The 17,713-nt window shown below is 44.2% G+C and carries 15 protein-coding genes and 1 pseudogene; 5 read left to right on the top strand and 11 right to left on the bottom strand.

Going from position 1 to position 17,713, the window contains the following annotated elements; translation table 11 throughout:
- Window positions 1–45: 45 nt before the first annotated feature.
- Both trpS and rpe read right to left on the bottom strand, forming a co-directional pair.
- Window positions 46–1,053, bottom strand: a complete 1,008-nt coding sequence (gene trpS, locus ACYX4W_RS05430) for a tryptophan--tRNA ligase (protein WP_179982153.1) — start codon at window positions 1,051–1,053, stop codon at window positions 46–48.
- 37 nt (window positions 1,054–1,090) lie between these two features.
- On the bottom strand, window positions 1,091–1,768 hold the full coding sequence (rpe, locus tag ACYX4W_RS05435) for a ribulose-phosphate 3-epimerase (protein WP_269918168.1): 678 nt from the start codon (window positions 1,766–1,768) through the stop codon (window positions 1,091–1,093).
- A 397-nt stretch (window positions 1,769–2,165) separates the two neighbouring features.
- Here rpe and ACYX4W_RS05440 point away from each other — a divergent pair, with 397 nt between their 5' ends.
- The 3 genes from ACYX4W_RS05440 to ACYX4W_RS05450 all read left to right on the top strand — a co-directional run bounded on the left by ACYX4W_RS05440 (window position 2,166) and on the right by ACYX4W_RS05450 (window position 3,585).
- Window positions 2,166–2,894 (top strand): TorF family putative porin, encoded by a 729-nt coding sequence (locus ACYX4W_RS05440; protein WP_476074923.1) that lies wholly within the window; start codon window positions 2,166–2,168, stop codon window positions 2,892–2,894.
- Window positions 2,895–3,069: 175 nt separating this feature from the next.
- Entirely contained in the window at window positions 3,070–3,378 is a 309-nt protein-coding gene (locus ACYX4W_RS05445) for a hypothetical protein (RefSeq protein ID WP_039217648.1), read from the top strand.
- 9 nt (window positions 3,379–3,387) lie between these two features.
- On the top strand, window positions 3,388–3,585 hold the full coding sequence (locus ACYX4W_RS05450; protein WP_474809090.1) for a DUF2970 domain-containing protein: 198 nt from the start codon (window positions 3,388–3,390) through the stop codon (window positions 3,583–3,585).
- 75 nt (window positions 3,586–3,660) lie between these two features.
- On the opposite strand, the gene ACYX4W_RS05455 is transcribed toward ACYX4W_RS05450, so the two are convergent.
- The 9 genes and pseudogenes from ACYX4W_RS05455 to pilM form a co-directional block, all read right to left on the bottom strand.
- On the bottom strand, window positions 3,661–4,545 hold the full coding sequence (locus ACYX4W_RS05455; protein ID WP_474853322.1) for a Dam family site-specific DNA-(adenine-N6)-methyltransferase: 885 nt from the start codon (window positions 4,543–4,545) through the stop codon (window positions 3,661–3,663).
- Window positions 4,546–4,772: 227 nt separating this feature from the next.
- On the bottom strand, window positions 4,773–6,290 hold the full coding sequence (locus ACYX4W_RS05460; RefSeq protein ID WP_476074924.1) for an SPOR domain-containing protein: 1,518 nt from the start codon (window positions 6,288–6,290) through the stop codon (window positions 4,773–4,775).
- 121 nt (window positions 6,291–6,411) lie between these two features.
- Complete coding sequence (gene aroB, locus ACYX4W_RS05465) at window positions 6,412–7,479, bottom strand: 3-dehydroquinate synthase (protein ID WP_474809085.1); 1,068 nt, start codon at window positions 7,477–7,479, stop codon at window positions 6,412–6,414.
- A gap of 30 nt (window positions 7,480–7,509) precedes the next feature.
- The gene (gene aroK / locus ACYX4W_RS05470; RefSeq protein WP_118490478.1) at window positions 7,510–8,025 is read right to left on the bottom strand and encodes a shikimate kinase AroK; all 516 of its coding nucleotides are present in this window, start codon (window positions 8,023–8,025) and stop codon (window positions 7,510–7,512) included.
- 269 nt (window positions 8,026–8,294) lie between these two features.
- Entirely contained in the window at window positions 8,295–10,070 is a 1,776-nt protein-coding gene (locus ACYX4W_RS05475) for a type IV pilus secretin PilQ (RefSeq protein WP_476074925.1), read from the bottom strand.
- 2 nt (window positions 10,071–10,072) lie between these two features.
- On the bottom strand, window positions 10,073–10,600 hold the full coding sequence (locus ACYX4W_RS05480; protein WP_474853330.1) for a pilus assembly protein PilP: 528 nt from the start codon (window positions 10,598–10,600) through the stop codon (window positions 10,073–10,075).
- Window positions 10,597–11,209, bottom strand: a pseudogene (locus ACYX4W_RS05485) (type IV pilus inner membrane component PilO). Before ACYX4W_RS05485 ends, ACYX4W_RS05480 begins: the two are co-directional and overlap by 4 nt.
- The gene (locus ACYX4W_RS05490) at window positions 11,206–11,790 is read right to left on the bottom strand and encodes a PilN domain-containing protein (protein ID WP_474853334.1); all 585 of its coding nucleotides are present in this window, start codon (window positions 11,788–11,790) and stop codon (window positions 11,206–11,208) included. The pseudogene ACYX4W_RS05485 and the gene ACYX4W_RS05490 overlap by 4 nt, the downstream one beginning before the upstream one ends.
- A complete protein-coding gene (gene pilM / locus ACYX4W_RS05495; protein ID WP_476074926.1) occupies window positions 11,778–12,845 on the bottom strand; it encodes a type IV pilus assembly protein PilM in 1,068 nt (355 codons plus the stop codon). Before pilM ends, ACYX4W_RS05490 begins: the two co-directional genes overlap by 13 nt.
- A gap of 136 nt (window positions 12,846–12,981) precedes the next feature.
- On the opposite strand from pilM, the gene ACYX4W_RS05500 reads away from it, so the two are divergent.
- Together ACYX4W_RS05500 and ACYX4W_RS05505 are read left to right on the top strand one after the other, a co-directional pair.
- Entirely contained in the window at window positions 12,982–15,645 is a 2,664-nt protein-coding gene (locus tag ACYX4W_RS05500) for a penicillin-binding protein 1A (RefSeq protein ID WP_476074927.1), read from the top strand.
- Between the two features lie 78 nt (window positions 15,646–15,723).
- Complete coding sequence (locus tag ACYX4W_RS05505; protein WP_474809073.1) at window positions 15,724–17,415, top strand: NAD-dependent malic enzyme; 1,692 nt, start codon at window positions 15,724–15,726, stop codon at window positions 17,413–17,415.
- Window positions 17,416–17,713 lie beyond the last annotated feature (298 nt).

Below are 17,713 nucleotides of genomic sequence, written 5' to 3' on the forward strand. Positions count from 1 at the left end.
AAGCGCTTTATTAACGCTTCATGTCTTTTACGTACAGTATTTAAGTTACGGCTTTGGAATAAAACCCACTGCTTTGTAAACTTTGGCCAGCGTCTCTGCTGCGCGGGCTGATGCTTTTTCTGCACCTTGGCGCATAACGTCGTCTAAGTACGCTCTATCCGCACGAATTTCAGCATAGCGGGTTTGGATAGGCTCTAGTAAAGATACCACCGCATCTGCAACATCACCCTTTAAGTGGCCGTACATTTTATCTGTATATTCAGGCTCAAGCTCTTTTACTGTTTTACCCGTTGCTAATGAAAGCAGGGTAAGTAGATTAGATACACCTGGTTTCTCGGCTGGATTGAAGTAAATATTGGCCTGTTCGTCAGAGTCGGTTACCGCGCGTTTAATCTTCTTAGCTAGCTTCTTAGGATCTTCTAACAGACCAATGAAGTTATTGGGGTTGTTATCTGACTTAGACATTTTCTTTTCTGGTTCTTGCAGGCTCATGATACGAGCACCGAACTCTGGAATATAAGGGTCAGGTAAACGGAATACGTCGCCATATAAGTTATTCACGCGGGTAGCAATGTCCCGTGTTAACTCAAGGTGTTGCTTTTGATCTTCACCCACAGGGACTTTATCCGCTTGATAAAGCAAAATATCAGCTGCTTGAAGAACAGGGTAGCTGTACAAGCCCACATTGATGTTGTTCTCGTTTTTCGCAGACTTATCTTTAAACTGCGTCATGCGGTTTAGCTCGCCCATTTGAGCATAGCAATTTAATACCCACGACAGCTGCGCATGTTCAGGCACATGTGATTGCAAAAATAGCGTGCTCTTTTGCGGGTCAATACCGCAAGCTAGATAAAGAGAAAGGCCGTCTAGACAGGCTTCGGCAAGCTGCTTTGGATCCTGTCTTACGGTGATCGCATGCAAATCGACAATCATGTATAAGCAGTCGTGATCGTCCTGCATGGAAACCCACTGTTTAAGTGCACCCATATAGTTGCCAAGGGTAAGTTGTCCTGAAGGCTGGCAGCCACTTAATACAACGGGTTTATTACTCATTTCTATTTACCTGTAATACGTTAAATTCTGTTAAAAACTAAGCTTTAGACAACGACGAAAGTTCATCGCGCATTTGCGCAATCACATCGCTGTAATCGGGTTGGGAGAAAATGGCCGAACCAGCCACAAACATATCTGCACCAGCTTCTGCTATTGCGCGAATGTTATCGACTTTTACGCCACCGTCAATTTCAATTCGAATATCATAGCCGCTTTCTAGTACACGCTGCTTCACCGCACGTACCTTATCTAGGGTACTGGGGATAAACTTCTGGCCGCCAAACCCAGGATTCACCGACATAATAAGGATATGGTGTAGTTTATCCATAACATGATCTAGGTAGTGTAGCGGCGTAGCCGGATTAAATACCAAACCGGGTTTGCAGCCTGCATCAATAATGAGCTGAAGAGAGCGGTCTATATGTTCAGACGCTTCTGGGTGAAAGCTTATGTAGCTTGCGCCCGCGTTAGCGAATTTCTCAATAAGGTCATCTACTGGCTTTACCATAAGGTGAACATCAATCGGCGCGGTTATACCGTATTTTCTCAATGCTTCGCAAATCATTGGCCCAAACGTAAGGTTTGGCACATAGTGGTTATCCATCACATCGAAATGCACCACATCGGCGCCTGCGTCTAATACTTTTTCTACGTCTTCACCAAGTCTGGCGAAGTCGGCAGAGAGTATTGATGGGGCAATTAAAAAGGGTTTCATTACGTGTCCTTCAAGTCAAAAACAATAAGGTGCGTTGCCACTTACGATATAAGGTTGCGAAAGTTTACCCAAAACCATGCTTTTTTACTATGTAAAGGGCACATCAAGGATGATTTGACATAAATTTAAGACAGACAACGGTAAAGCGTGTCGCTGCCCAATTTTGGTGAGACTGCGTTTTATTGGTGCGTTTTTAAGCGGTCTTCCCACTGAGTAAATTTCGGGAGTATTAAGTGTTTATTGTTTAAGTTATTACATATCAATAGTTTATGATTTTTTCGGCAAGCTTTTTTAATGAACCATAAATGGGCATCAACTTTGCGTTATCCAGTCCAAAAAGAAAACACAGACAGAAAAAACGAATTACAACAAGTTTGAATTTGACTGGAGAACACACATGAAAACATCTACAAAAAGAACCCTACTTGCCGCTGCTATTTCTTCAGCGTGTCTACTAACTGCAATGCCTAGCTATGCTGAAGGCGAGTTTACTGCCAATGCTAGTGCAACCAGCAACTACATTTGGCGTGGTCTAACACAGACAACTAACGAAGCTGCTGTACAGGGCGGTATCGACTACGCACACGAAAGCGGCTTCTATGCAGGTACGTGGGCGTCTAACGTGAATTACGGTGCAGGTGACGTATATTCATACGAGCACGATATGTATTTTGGTTTTGCTGGCGAGTCTGACGGCATTGCGTATGATTTTGGTTACCTTTATTACAACTATGATGATGAAGCGAACTTCGACTTCGCAGAATTATACGGCTCGGTAGGTATGGGTGGTTTAAGCCTTACCGTTTACTTGCTAGCTCACACTGAAGCTGATGAAGGCGAAGAGCAGGACTTTGGTTTTGCGCAAGCGTCTTATACGACTGTTGGCTACACCACTGAAATTTTAAATGGCACTGAACTTGGTTTCCACGTTGGTTATCACGAAGGTGATTTCGCTGAAGCGTTTAACGGCGTAGAAGGTTACATGGACTACGGTATTTCAATCGCAAAAGACGGATTTAGCTTTGCAATTACAGGCACTGATCTTGATGATATGGGCGGTGACGACGAATATGATAACGATGCAGTTAAATTTACTGTAGCTTATTCAGTAGATTTCGAGCTTTAAAGATTAATCTAAGAGGCCTAAGGATAGGCCTCTTAACCTAAACGTTGAGTAGTAAAAGCCTAATGTATTTGCATTAGGCTTTTCAATTTAAAACGCAACGCATTTTTAACTTGTTCGTTACTTGCTTTTGATTATAATGAGATTAAATTTTAAACGAGTGTAAGGGGTATTCAGGATGAAAGTTCTTCCTTTTTTTGCGATTTGCGGAGCCGTCGCCCTAGTTAGCGTGGCCGTTACAAACCCGCCAAGCTCACGCTCGTCTGTTTGTGAATTTCAGCCTGTTACCGAGTTTAATCCAAAGCTTCCTGCAAGCCACATTCAAAACCAATGCGCCCGTCATCAAGAGGGAGTTGAAGAGGTTAGCTGGCTGTCATGGATAGCAGGAAAATCACCGTCCTTTCAATTTCACTTTTTAGATTTACTAGAGTTGCTTCACAGCGACGATGGTAATCGGGATTTCACTTCACCTTCAAACGACTCTTAAGGGGATATTATGCAATCTGGTACTGGTTTTTGGTCAGTTCTAGGTAGTGTAGTGGCAAGTTTGTTTGGTGTTCAAAGCCATAAAAATTATGAACGTGACTTTACTAAAGGTACCTTTATCAGCTTTGCTGTTATAGGCGTTATTTTAGTCGTGGTATTTGTCGTATCACTCTTCATGTTTGTAAAGTGGTATACAGGCTACGGCTGATAACCCCCTCACACTGAGTAAAAGCGCTTCATCGCTTCAAATCGCTGTTTTTTTTAAGCTTTCATCTCGCAATAACTATTTAGCAGAAGAGGGCTGAGCTACTTTTTTCTTGCGTGTTTTTCGCTTGGGAACAACTTTCACGGGAGGGAAATAAGCCAATATTTCATCTACTGGCTGTCGCTTCGCGCCATTTTGACTAATCGAGCGTTTAACTGACAGCATGCTAAAGTCTGCGCCTTGATATAAAGCACGAGTTAGCGGTAAATCGTGGTTCGATATCAAAACCGGTATACCGCGTTTTTTAGAAGCTCGGGTGGCCAATTCTGCCAGTTTTTCTTGGGATTCTTGCCCAAAACTTCGCGCCGCATAACTGGTGAAGGCTGCTGTCTTGCTAATAGGTGCGTATGGAGGATCGCAATAAATAACATTGCCTCGCCTAGCCCTTGAAAAAACCTTCTCAAACGGTAGGCAGGTAAAAGTGGCCTTTTGTGATTTTTCAGAAAACACAAACATTTCGTCTTCTGGAAAGTAGGGCTTTTTGTACCGGCCAAAAGGCACATTAAAACGACCTTGAAGACTATATCGACACAAACCGTTGTAGCCGTGGCGGTTCAAATAGAGAAAAAGAATAGCGCGATAGTATTCGTCTTGCGTGCCGTTGAACTCTTCACGCAGGTCATAGTACATCTTCTCTTCATTGCGGCTCCCGTCAAAAAACGCACGCGCATCGTTAATAAGCGCATCGGGTTGCGCTTTTAAGAAGTTGTATAAGTTAATGAGGTCAGGGTTGATGTCATTAAGCAGGTAGCGTTTGTATTGCGTATTCAGAAATACAGATCCAGCACCAACAAACGGTTCTATGAGTTTGTTAGCTTGCGGTAATCTGGCCTGAATGTGCTCAACCAAGCTGTACTTGCCACCGGCCCACTTTAAAAAGGCACGGTTCTTTTTCTGCATCATGCTTAAACGTTACTACCTAGACGGAATGAAGACGGTGGTTTTTCCTTGCGCCGCCGTTCCAAGGGAAAGGGTCGTCTTTATACTTTTATGCTGATCAGTATCAGATATCACCACGCTAAAGGTAGATTGTAACTTTCATCAGTAAAACGGACAACCAGCAAGTGTCGCAAGAGTGGAATTTAGCTAAATTATCAGAACTAATTAGGTGCTTTTGACTTTGAATCGGCTTAATTTTGCGCTTTATCTATTTCAGCTAGGATCTGACTACCTCGCTTTATAAACGCATTTTGTCTGCCTGGATATTCAGGTAACGCTGCGCGAGTTTGCTGTGCTTGTGATAGTGAGGGATAAACTTCTCGGAACACAACCACAAACCAATCGCCGCCGTAGCGTTTAGTTTTATAAATGTGGGTTTGCTCTACAAGATTGTTGTCACGCAAGAACGCATTGAGCACCGATTCGCTTTTCATGGCTAACATTTGAATGGCGTAATCGTTAGCGTCAATCCATTGGTTTGCTTGCAGTGATGTTTGGTTCACATTTTCGTTTCTTAGCGCCGTATCAGTGCTTTGCGTGTTCGTTAGTGCTGTTTGTGTATTCTCTGCAGCCGTTTGCTCAGTACTTTCACCTCGACTAGCCTCGACAGAGGAAGAGTTACTGCTTTGCGCCCTTGAAGTAATACTACTATTGTCGCCTTCTGTTTCAGACAAAGAACCTGCATCAGGTAATGAGGATACTGCGCTTTCCCAGTCGGTAATTAGCGAGTCATTCTCTGCTATTTCGTTTTCCACTGGCTTATCAAGGGTTGATTGACCGGTTAGCTCAGGTGGTGCACTTGGTGTCGAGACAATTTCCACATTACCGGTTTGTGCGCTTACGTCACTTTGCATTTCAGCAACGGTGACTTCTCTGCTTTTTTTCTCGCCGGTATTGAGGCTTTCGTCACCATCGCCGTCAGCAATTAGCTTGTTATAGGCTGAACCTGGTTCAACCTGATTTTCCTTAGTTTCAACAGTTTGCTGGCTAATAGGAGAGAAAATTGATGCGAGCTTTTCACCGTACTGCCAATAAATAAGGCCAGAGAATGTGGCTAGAAACACCAGAACTACACCAGCATAAAACCATTTTGTTTTTAGCGGGTTAGTGAATGTCTTAGTATTTTCACGCTGTCTATTTTCTAAATGAGCCTGAAACGCTTCTCTTCGGGAAGCTATCATTTTATCGAGATCTGACTCGTAATTAGGCTGCTCGCTAATCACAGACTGGCTGCTAATAATAAGCGGTGTTTCAGTATTTTTAGCTGGAAGCCATTGTTTAGCGCGCTCAGCCCATGCGTTATTTGCAAATAAAAGCACATTTAAATGCTGTTTGTTTCCAGCAAATCGACTTTGTAATACCAAATCCCACAGTTCTTGTAACAGTGCATCAGGAAGGTTATGGGCTTGGGTGATAGCAATTAGAATTGGGCCTTCGTGGCTATTCAAATCAGAAAGTAACTCATTGAGGGGACGAACAAAGCTTCCCACTACTTGACCGAGCAACTGCCGACAAAGCTGTCTACGATAGTCAGAAGGGTCCATATTATCTTGCGCGGTCAAATACGCAATTTCGGTATCGTCGTGCTGTTGAAAGACAAAGGCTTCAAGGGTTTTTTGTTGTTGAGCAATAGACTCACCGCTGACAAAGATCAGCTGAGAGGAATAGTTAACCAGATATTCCAAACGTTCATGCAGTTCACTTTGCATGGGAGTTTGCCCTTATTCAACGTTGCTTTAAAACTAGTCTAGCAACGGACCTTATTCTCAGCTTCCCAAATCTCGGGAATAATGAAAGGGCACGCTGCCAGTTTGTCGTGAACGCGATTGATTAAGAGAGAATGTCAGTAAGGATGGCGTCGGTGACGTCTTTAGTAACAACCGCTTTGCCAATGCCTTGAGGAAGTACAAATCGAATACTGCCGGCTTCCACTTTCTTATCGCGCTTCATGTGCTTAACATAGTCGTCTTTCGTCATGCTACTAGGCCCTGCAATAGGCAGTGCAAAAGCTTCAAATAGCGCTGTCACGCGTCGTGTTTCTGACGCTTCAAACCATGTTAATGCTTCAGCAGCTTTACAAGCAATTATAGTACCAGCGGCTACCGCTTCGCCGTGTAGCCAGTTACCATAGCCTTGTTCGGCTTCAATGGCGTGACCGAAGGTATGGCCAAGATTAAGAATGGCGCGTAAGCCACCTTCCCGTTCGTCTTTCGCAACAACGTCTGCTTTTATTTCGCAGCAGCGAGAAATGGCGTAAGTAAGGATTTCAGTATCAAGTGACTTAAGTGCATTAACGTTTTCTTCAAGCCACGTAAAAAACGGGGCGTCGTAAATAATGCCGTATTTAATAACTTCTGCCATACCAGCAGCGAATTCTCTTGGGGGGAGTGTTGCCAGCGAGTCGGTATCGATAGCAACATAAACAGGTTGGTAGAACGCACCAATCATGTTTTTACCTAGAGGGTGGTTTACCGCTGTTTTCCCGCCTACCGAGGAATCAACTTGGGAAAGCAGGGTAGTGGGCACTTGAATAAAAGGTACACCGCGTTGGTAAGTCGCTGCAACGAAGCCTGTGAGGTCTCCTATCACACCACCGCCAAGGGCAATCAGCGTTGTATCTCTTGCTGCATTAAGCTCGAGAAGACGGGTCATGACCACTTCGAACTGTTCTAAATTCTTATACTGTTCGCCGTCTGGCAGAATAATGGTTTCAACTTGAACGTCACCACATGCTGCTTTAGCGGTTTCTAAGTAAAGGGGCGCAACGGTCTCGTTTGTTACGATAACCGCCAGCGGGCCTTTTATGTAGGCACTAAAAAGGCCGGGTTGCGAAAGCAGCCCAGCCTCTATCTGTATAGGATAGCTACGTTCTCCAAGTTCCACAGTTAAGGTTGACATTGGCGTAGCACCTCCTATTACATATTTAATTTATAGACCGATTTTACTGATAATTTGATTTGCTACAGCACGCGCACTTTGGTCGTCTGTATCAACAATGTAATCAGCTACTTCTTCGTAAAGCGGGTTGCGCATTTCTGCAAGATCGCGAAGAACTTGTTCTGGATCTTCGTTTTGTAGCAAAGGACGACGTTTGTCGCGTTGTGTACGTGCAACTTGCTTATCGATTGTGGTTTGAAGGTAAACAACAATGCCGCGAGCAGATAAACGATTACGCACCGCTTTAGTTACAATAGAACCGCCGCCAGTGGCAAGTACAATACCTTGCTTATCTGTCAAATCGTTAATGACGTTCTCTTCACGATTGCGGAAACCGTCTTCGCCTTCTAAGTCGAAGATCCAAGCGATATCTGCACCTGTACGGCGCTCAATTTCCTGATCCGAATCAAAAAAATCTAGGTGAAGTTCGTCTGCCAGATGTCTACCGATGGTACTTTTGCCAGCACCCATTGGGCCAACTAAAAAGATATTACGTTTTTCAGCCATATTTGCTTATATCACAACTTAATCATGTTAGGGGCAGTGCACTGTTGCCTTACCAGCCTACCCATTGACTCGTGCCTATTTAGTGTCCAATAAGCACCACTCCTTAAACCTCGCTTAAATTTCGAGGCGGGGATTATCTCAGTTTCATGCAAGGCGATGCAAGTTTTGTTACTAACAAATAGCGTATACCTGTAAATTTAGTTACAAAAAAAGCCTTAAAACAAAAAAAGCGCATTAAAATGCGCGTTTTTTGGGAGGTGAAATTTTACTTATGGCCTTTCAGTTACAATTTTAGGTGTAACAAAGATAAGTAGTTCTCGCTTCTGTTGAAGCTGCGAGGTATTTCTAAATAAAGCGCCTATAAAAGGTAAATCACCAAATAAAGGTACCTTTGATACGCCGTCTGAACTGGTCTGTTGGAAAATTCCGCCAAGTACGATAGTTTCACCATTTTCTACCAATACCTGGGTTTTGATTTCTTGGGTATCTATGGCTACCGCATCACCGGTTGATGTAGACACAGTCTCACCGCGGGTGTCTTGGGTTACAACTAAATCCAAAATTATGCGATTGTCTGGCGTAATGTGCGGAGTAACTTTAAGCGATAGGACGGCCTTTTTGAATTCTACCGATGTTGCACCGCTCGACGTTGCTTGAACATAAGGAATTTCCGTACCTTGTTCAATATACGCTTCGTGCTGATTAGCCACGGTAATACGAGGGCTTGCAATAATTTCACCCTTGTTCTCTGATTCCAGCGCAGAAAGTTCAAGATCGAGAATGGTACCGTCTACTAAACTTGCAATTTGAAAGCCGATACTTCCCGCTGCGCTGGTCACTGGAAGGTTCACATTAAGACGGTTATCAATGCTAGGCACCACCCCTCCGGCAATGGTATCGGCCGCTTCAAGGGTGCCTGATACGCCGTTATCATCCTGGCGGTCGCTGAAGCCCCACCGAACGCCTAACTGCTCGTCAACATCATCAAGTACAGTAACCATGCGACTCTCTATCAGCACTTGCTTCACGGGAATATCTAAAGCATTGATGGTTTTTCTAGCTTCATCAATAGACGCTAAGGTATCGCGAATAAGTAATGTATTGGTTCGTTCATCCACGGTAACGCCGCCACGATCGGAAAGAATTCCACCTTCGGTAGATTTCAATATAGTGGCTAACGCTGTGGCTTTAGCATAGTTAACCGAAATATTTACCGTATGTAGTGGGGCTAAATCCGACACTTGTTTCTTAGACTGAAGCGCTTGTGTTTCGCGTGCAGATAATTCTTCGGCAGGCGCAATCAACAAGATATTGCCCTCTAAACGCTTGTCTAAGCCTTTAACGCGTAAAATCATATCTAGCGCCTGATCCCACGGCACGCCAGATAAGCTAATAGTGACGTTGCCTGATACGGTGTCAGTCGTTACAAGGTTAAAACCGTTTACCTGCGCGATAATTTGTAGAACCTGCCTTACAGGAACATCTTGAAAGTCTAATGAAATCGGGTCGCCTGTGTATTGTTTCTCTGCGCCCAACGCTTCTTGTTGCTCGATGTCCATCGGCGAAATTGCTACGCGCAGTACACTGTCTTTTACCGAATTTTTAACGGTAACTTGGCCAGAGTAGTTAATCTCAATACGTGCATCATTTTCATCTTCAAAGGTTTCGATGGTTGAAACAACAGTGCCAAAATCGGCCACGCTAAGCTCAACGAGTTGATCTTCAGCTAAAGCGGTATTGGTGAGCGTAAGAGACACTTTTCCCTGCGATTCAATAAGCTGCACTTTGGGAGCTTTACCAACGAACTCCACTAAGGTTACTGCCGTACTATTGGGCGCTTGGGTAAAGTCTATATTCGTAACCGTAGTAGTGGGAGCCGTTTCATTTTGCTTTGCGTTGGGATCTACCAGTAGGGGCTCTTGTGCTTTGACGGGGTGAGACACCAAAAAAGTAAATGAGAATATTGCAGCGACAGCAAAAGCCAGCCAATACCATCTAGGTGCTCTTCGAGTGAGAGACTTATTAAAAATGTATCGTTCGGCCATGCTTACTCTCCCGCCTTCGATGCTGTAGTCATTGTTGTTGTTTTCCTTTGCCAGCAGCCTGCACCATCAGGTAATAATTGTTCAATAGTAATTGAGTCGGTGCTAATTTGCATAATTTTGCCATAAAACAGCCCGATACGACTCCCTACTTTAGCTTTATGTAACGCGCCATCGTTACTTTTTAATAATGCCCACTTTTCCCCCTTAACGGCAAAGTTGCCAGCAAGTGCAAGGGCATCTACACCATAAGCCTCCAATGCTTCCTTAGTGCGTTGAAAGTTGGGTTGTAGACAGTTTTCTACCCTTGCTTTAGCTACCGGCGCCGTATTTTTTCGCGGACGGTCGAAAGGGCTTCTAAGCGTACTTGCAGTATAGCTAAATGGAGGGTGTGTTTTGAATTCTGGGTAGGGTTCTATTTGAGGCTGTGCGCGCTCCTTAACACTTTGTGTGTAGGCCTGAAGATCGTCAAGCTTAGGCGAACAGCCTGTTATAAGTAATACGATTAAAAGAGATAAAAGCGAACGAATCATTGTTCATCTCCTTCAATATCTGAAGCATTTTCAGAGCGATAGGTTTTAGCTTGTAATTTAAGAGATAAACCGCCTACTTCGCGCTTAATATCAAAGTCGTGTAGCGTAACAATACGAGGTAAGTCGGCCACTTTAGACACGAATTCGCCGAAGTTATGATAACCTCCGCTTACTTCCATTTCGATAGGAAGCTCGGTGTAGAATTCCTTTGGTACTTCTTGTTGCCAGTTAAGTAGTTCAAACGTTAGCCCAGTCTGACGTACCCACGTACGTGATGTCATCAAGCAGGCCTGGCGTTTCGTTACTGGTTGGCAGACTTTTCAGCATGGAAGAGAAGTCTTCTTTTATCTTTGCAAGTTGTTCCTCATACGCTTCTAAATTAGCCGCAATGCGATATTTAGCCTCAAACTGCAGTTTCAGCTCTTGCTCCTTTAGCTCGGCGGCATCCATAATCGGTAGTTTAGGGCTTACCAAGGTGTAGTAGCTTATTGCACCTACCAATATGGCAAGAAACGCAGCGACAACTATGCGGACTTCGTTCGGCCAAATTGCGATTTGTTCAAAGTCGAGTTCGTTGAGTTCTTTTAGTTTCGAGACATCAAACTTCATGATTCCTTCGCCTCACTACTTACGATTTCTAAGGGAGCAACGTTCGGGTTTATCGAAAAAGTAAGCGTAAAGTTGCTAATCGCTCTAGCCGCGCTGCTGTCAGATTTTATGGTAGAAAGCTCTGCGCCCACGAATACTTTTGAATTATCTAGTGCGCGCATAAAATCTGATAAGCGGTTGTTTGAGTCGCTAATCCCTTCTATCGTGATGATGTTATTGGTTCTTGTCATAGATTCGAAAGCCACACCTTGGGGGACCAGCTTGGCAAGCTCATCAAATACAATAGGGGCGACGTTACGGTTTGCTTGTAGTTGCTCAATGAGTGCCATACGCTGCTCAACCGCACTTTTTCTTTCTTTTACTTTTTTAATCTCACCAATTTGCGCATCAAGCACGGCTATTTCACGTTCAAGGTATTGGTTACGCGAGTTTTGATTATTAATCTGCTGGTCGATAGCTTGACCAATAAACCAAAAAATTAAGCCCACAATAGCAGCAACCGCAACTAGGCCTGCCAAGTATTGTTGCTTTTGATGTTGGCGCTGCTTTTCTCGCCAAGGCAGTAAATTTACATGTGCCATGGCGTAAAGCTCCGGCTCGCCAGACCCGCTGCTATTGCAAGCTGAGGTGCAATTTTACTAAGTCGTGCAGTATCTAGTTTTGGGTTTATAGTCATATTACTAAATGGGTTGAAGCAATCTACTTCAAGGCCTAAGTCTTGTTTCAGAATGTCTACCAGTGGTTCGATGGTCGCTGCGCCACCACTTAACAGAATTTTCTTTGGTCGCTCAGCATGCAAGGTGCTCATGTACATCTGAAGAGCGCGGTTAATATTCTGCTGAAGGTTAGCTGCAAAAATGGGAAGGGTGTCTTCTACCCAATTGCCTGAAAGCGTCCCGTCTAGTAACTGGCGTTCTGCTACCTCGCGCTCCACCATATGAATAGCGCTAATATCATTGACCAGTTGGTTTAGCCCAAATGCGTGCTCTTTTGTGTAAATCACATCACCATTTTTAATCACGCATATTTGAAGTAGTGAGGCGCCAACATTTATACAGCAAAGTGGCTCATCTTCAGCTTGCGGAGTGTGGAAAAAATCCAATGCATTGCCAATAGCGTAATTTTCCATATCGACAATTTTAGGCTCGAAGTTAGCCTCTCTTGCTAGCAACAACCTACTGTCGACGAGATCTTTATGAGCGGCCGTTAATAAAACATTGACCTTACCAGTGTGAGTCGTGCTTGGCCCCATTTCTTCAAAATCTAAATAGACTTCCTCAAGGGGGTAGGGAATAAGACTGTCTGCTTCTATTTCAATTTGATTTTCAAGGTCGTAATCGTTTTGCTCAGGTTCCATATAGACTATTTTGCTAATAACAGACGTGCCCGCCACCGCGACATTCGCCAGCTTTAACTTCGTTTTTAACGATTTACGGATTTTTTTCAGCGCAACGCTAACCGATTCATAATCTTTAATATCTCGCTCTGAAAAAGCGATCTTTGAGATGGGTTCGCAGGCATACCCTTGAAGGACGAACCCGTCTTTTGATTGTTCTAGCCACACCGCTTTTATTTGACGCGTGCCTATGTCTAAGCCCACAATGGGCGGCAGCTTTTTTTTGAACAGCGATTTCATTTACAAGTGTCCAGTTTCAAAGGTAGTTGCTCTAAAGTACAATATTACTCTATTAGTATTGTGCGTATGGTTCTACAGATAACACATACGTATAGAATATACGTCATTTCAACAAAATGTCTTGGTATCCGTTACAGTGAAGTACATTAAACCACTTTTTTTATTTAGCTTTCTATCAGGCCTTCTTGGTTTTGCAGCACTGGTAGGTATTTACTTTTATATCAAACCTGACCTACCAAGTGTTACTGTACTTAAGGATGTACAACTGCAAACCCCTATGCAGATATACACTAAAGATGGAAAACTTATTTCACAATATGGAGTTAAACGGCGGATCCCGGTAAAACTTGAGGAAGTTCCGCAAGAATTAATTGACGCCATACTGGCTACTGAAGATAGCCGCTTTTACGAACATCACGGCATTGACCCCATTGGTATTGTGCGCGCTGCAGTAAGTCTAGTACTTACGGGCGAAAAGCGTCAGGGCGCAAGTACATTAACCATGCAGTTAGCAAGAGGGTTCTTTCTTAGCCGTGAAAAGACCTACGTTCGAAAAATAAAAGAAATTTTCATTGCGCTGCATATGGAGCAAGAACTTTCCAAACAAGAAATATTAGAGCTGTATCTAAACAAAATTGAGTTAGGGCACAGGGCGTTTGGATTTGGTGCTGCTGCTCAGGTGTATTATGGCAAACCGCTAGACGAACTTTCTTTAGCGCAAATTGCCACTATTGCTGGTCTGCCCAAAGCCCCCTCGGTACTTAACCCTGTAAGCGGCCCAGAGCGTTCGGTTGAGCGTCGACGTGTTGTACTTCTTCGAATGTTAGATGAAGAATACATAACTAAAGCCCAGTTCGATGAAGCGGCTAATGCGCCGGTTACAGCTAAAAAACACGGAGCCGAGATAGAAGTTGATGCGCCATATTTAGCAGATACCATTTACAATGAAATGGTCGAAATTTATGGGAAAGAAGAAGCGGAAACGGGCGGTTACCAAGTTTACGCTACAGCAACGTCTGACCTGCAACTTGCGGCACAACGCGCAGTGGTGAGAAACCTTCATGATTACGATGAGCGTCATGGGTATAAAGGCCCGTTGGGGTACTTATGGGATATTCCTAAGCAAGAAGGTAAGGATGACGTCATTCCCCAGCTTTCCTTAAGCTTTGACGTAAGTAATAAAACAACACGAGAAGAGTGGGACAACGAATCACTCATGCGTGTGCTTGAAGAAATTCCTCATATCAAACCCTTATTACCGTCTGTAGTTACCAAGGTAAATGATCAGTCAATCGATGTGCTTGCCGTTGATGGAAGAACCATTACGGTAGAGTGGGACGGCCTCGATTGGGCTAGACGCTACATTACGGATTTTAGGCAGGGAAGTGACCCTAAAACCGCCTCAGATGTAACCCAAGAAGGCGCAGTAATTTACATTAGGCAGCAAGAAGGGCAGTGGCGTATTTCGCAAATTCCAGAAGTAAGCGGTGCCTTTATTGCGCTTAATCCTCAAAATGGCGCTGTTGAAGTTGTAGTTGGCGGCTATAGCTTTTACCAAAGTCAATTTAATAGGGCGACCCAGGCAAAACGACAGGTGGGTTCGAATATAAAGCCTTTTGTTTATTCAGCAGCAATAGACAGTGGTTACACACTCGCGTCAATTATAAACGATGCGCCTATAAACCAATGGAATGCTGCTACCGGCGTTGCTTGGCGACCGCAAAATTCACCAGCAGAGTACGATGGCCCAATAAGGATGCGCAAAGCCTTGGGCAAATCTAAAAACGTGGTATCGGTTCGTTTACTTCGTGGTGTTGGTCTAAGAGAAACGGCAGATTATTTAACCCGATTTGGTTTTAATAAAGACGACATTCCATTAGATGAAACCGTATCTCTTGGCTCGAGTTCACACACCCCACTTGAAGTCGTAAGAGGTATGTCGGTCATCGCGAACGGCGGTTACTTAGTAAACCCTCATTTCATTAGCAAGGTGCTTGACGAAAACGGCGATGAACTTTGGAAAGCAAACCCTGTGTGGGCATGTAATCGTTGCGAAAACCAAAGCGAGCAAGAAATGCTGCCTGAAGACGAAGAAGCGGATATTGAAGCCTTGCTAGCCGCTGAGTTAAACCAAGATATCTTACTAGGTGACGCCGACCTTGATGAAAACACTGAAAAAGCGATAGCGCCTCAGGTCATTACGGCTCAAAATGCTTTCTTAGTTTCAGAGATGATGCGTACGGCTGTTCGAGCAAATGGAAATTGGAGCAAAAAGACTTATTGGTTAGGCACAGGTTGGCGTGCTCGCAATATTCTGCAGCGCACCGATATTGCTGGTAAAACAGGCACAACGAACGATTCACGAGATACCTGGTTCAGTGGTTTCCATAAAGATTTGGTGGCAACGACCTGGGTTGGGTTTGACAATATGGGCCGTCAACTGGGACGTGCCACACGTAATCAAAATTTGATTAATAAGGACCCTGAGAAGTTCAACTGGATTGGTAACGCTTTGATTGGTATCGAAGATGGCGCGAAAGCGGCGGAGCCTGCATGGATAAGATTTATGCAGCACGCCCTTGAAAATAAACCGCATACGCCTATGCCCGTACCAGAGAATATAGTGCGTGTTCGCATTGATCGTACCAGTGGAAAGTTGACCAGACGTACAGACCATACGACACTATTCGAATATTTCCTGCAAGGTACGGAACCAACCACTTACGTTCGCGATGACGAAGTGTTAGATCCAGCCACGCAGGACAAGACAACTGCGCCAGAGCCAGAAGAAATATTCTAATTATAAAAAAGCACGCTGTGTGCGTGCTGCTTTAGGCGAAGGCGATGTATTTGCCCTGAACTCATTATCGGAAAACCAATGTCAGAAGATTCACAGCGATATCTTTATATTCCTCATGCCGGCCCATCTTTGCTGGAAACCCCCCTACTGAATAAAGGCAGTGCGTTCACAGCACGTGAGCGTGCGGCCTTTAACTTAACTGGTCTAGTGCCTCCACGGTATGAAACGATTGAAGAGCAGGTTGAGCGTGCTTATATGCAATACAGCAGCTTTGACGAAGCACTAAACAAGCATATTTATCTGCGCGCTATTCAAGATAACAACGAAACCTTGTTTTATCGTCTGATTCAAAAGCACATTGATGAAATGATGCCTATCATCTACACCCCAACTGTAGGTGATGCATGCGAACAGTTTTCTGACATTTATCGCAGTTCACGCGGCTTGTTTGTGTCTTATGAAGAACGTCATCAGCTAGATGACATCGTTCGCAATGCGACAAAGCGCAAAGTGAAAGTGATTGTTGTGACTGACGGTGAGCGCATTCTAGGCTTGGGTGACCAAGGTATAGGTGGTATGGGCATTCCTATCGGAAAGCTATCGCTTTACACCGCTTGCGGGGGAATTAGCCCTGCGTACACTTTACCAGTGATGTTAGACGTTGGTACTAACAACGAAAAACTGCTTAATGACCCTATGTACATGGGCGCGCGCCACCCGCGTATAGGGCAGGAAGAGTACGACGAATTTGTTGATATGTTCATCAATGCGGTGAAGCGACGCTGGCCTGACGTGATGATTCAATTTGAAGATTTTGCACAGCCAAATGCTATGCCGCTATTAAACCGCTATCGCAACGACGTGTGCTGTTTTAACGACGATATTCAAGGCACCGCTGCAGTTACTCTTGGTACTATTCTGGCGGCGTGTAAAACCAAGCAGCAAAAGCTAAGAGACATGAAAGTTGTGTTCGTTGGGGCGGGCTCTGCGGGCTGTGGTATTGCTGAAATGCTAATTCAGCAAATGGTATTTGAAGGCCTTACTGACGAACAAGCGCGTAAGCAAGTGTTTATGATTGACCGTTTTGGTTTGGTAACTGAAGGCATGGAAGGTTTGCGCGACTTTCAACAAAAACTTCAGCAGAAGAATGCCGATTTGGCAGATTGGACATTCAGCGGTGACTACGCCTCTTTGTTAGATGTGATGCACTGCGCGAAACCAGACGTACTTATTGGTGTTTCAGGTCAGCCAGGTCTATTCACTGAGCAAGTTATCCGTGCCATGAAGCAAGGTTGTGAACTGCCGATTATCTTCCCGTTAAGCAACCCTTCTCGCCAGGTTGAAGCGCGTCCAGAGCAAGTAATTGAATGGACCGAAGGTGAGGTTATTATTGCAACCGGGAGCCCGTTTAAGCCTGTTGAGTACAATGGCAACGTCATCCCTATTGCTCAGTGTAATAACTCTTATATTTTCCCTGGTATTGGTCTTGGTGTTGTTGCATCAAAAGCGAAGTTAATTAGCGATGAAATGCTAATGGCAGCAAGTAATGCTCTGGCGGCAGCGTCGCCATTAGTCAACACCGGACAAGGTTCATTATTGCCACCACTTGCAGCTATCGCGGAAATTAGCCGTGAGATCGCTTTTGAAGTAGGAAAAGTAGCGATGGAGCAGGGGCTAGCCTTGGAAATGTCTGACGACGCACTGCGCGCCAGCATTGAGCGAAACTTCTGGAAAGCTGAATATCGCCCTTATAAGCGGGTAAGCATTTAATCTGAACAAAACTTCAAAAAAGCAGGTAAAACCTGCTTTTTTTGTGCCTGTAGATTAGGTTTTCTTTATTACTTCTCTATCATTAGCAGAAATAACCAAACCTAATTCGTTCGCTTTTTATCCATCTCGCGGAGCAATCGTAAACCAATGTAAAATGGTGTTGCCTATGCGCAACATTTCCTTCATTTCTCTGACTCTTTTTACTACCTTGGTGTTATTAAATTATTGATATTTATTGATTAATTTCAATTGGCATGATGATTGATACTCTTCTTATTAGTTACAACAAGGAGCAAGA

The sequence above is a fragment of the Alteromonas sp. ABH4_454 genome, from assembly GCF_056311775.1.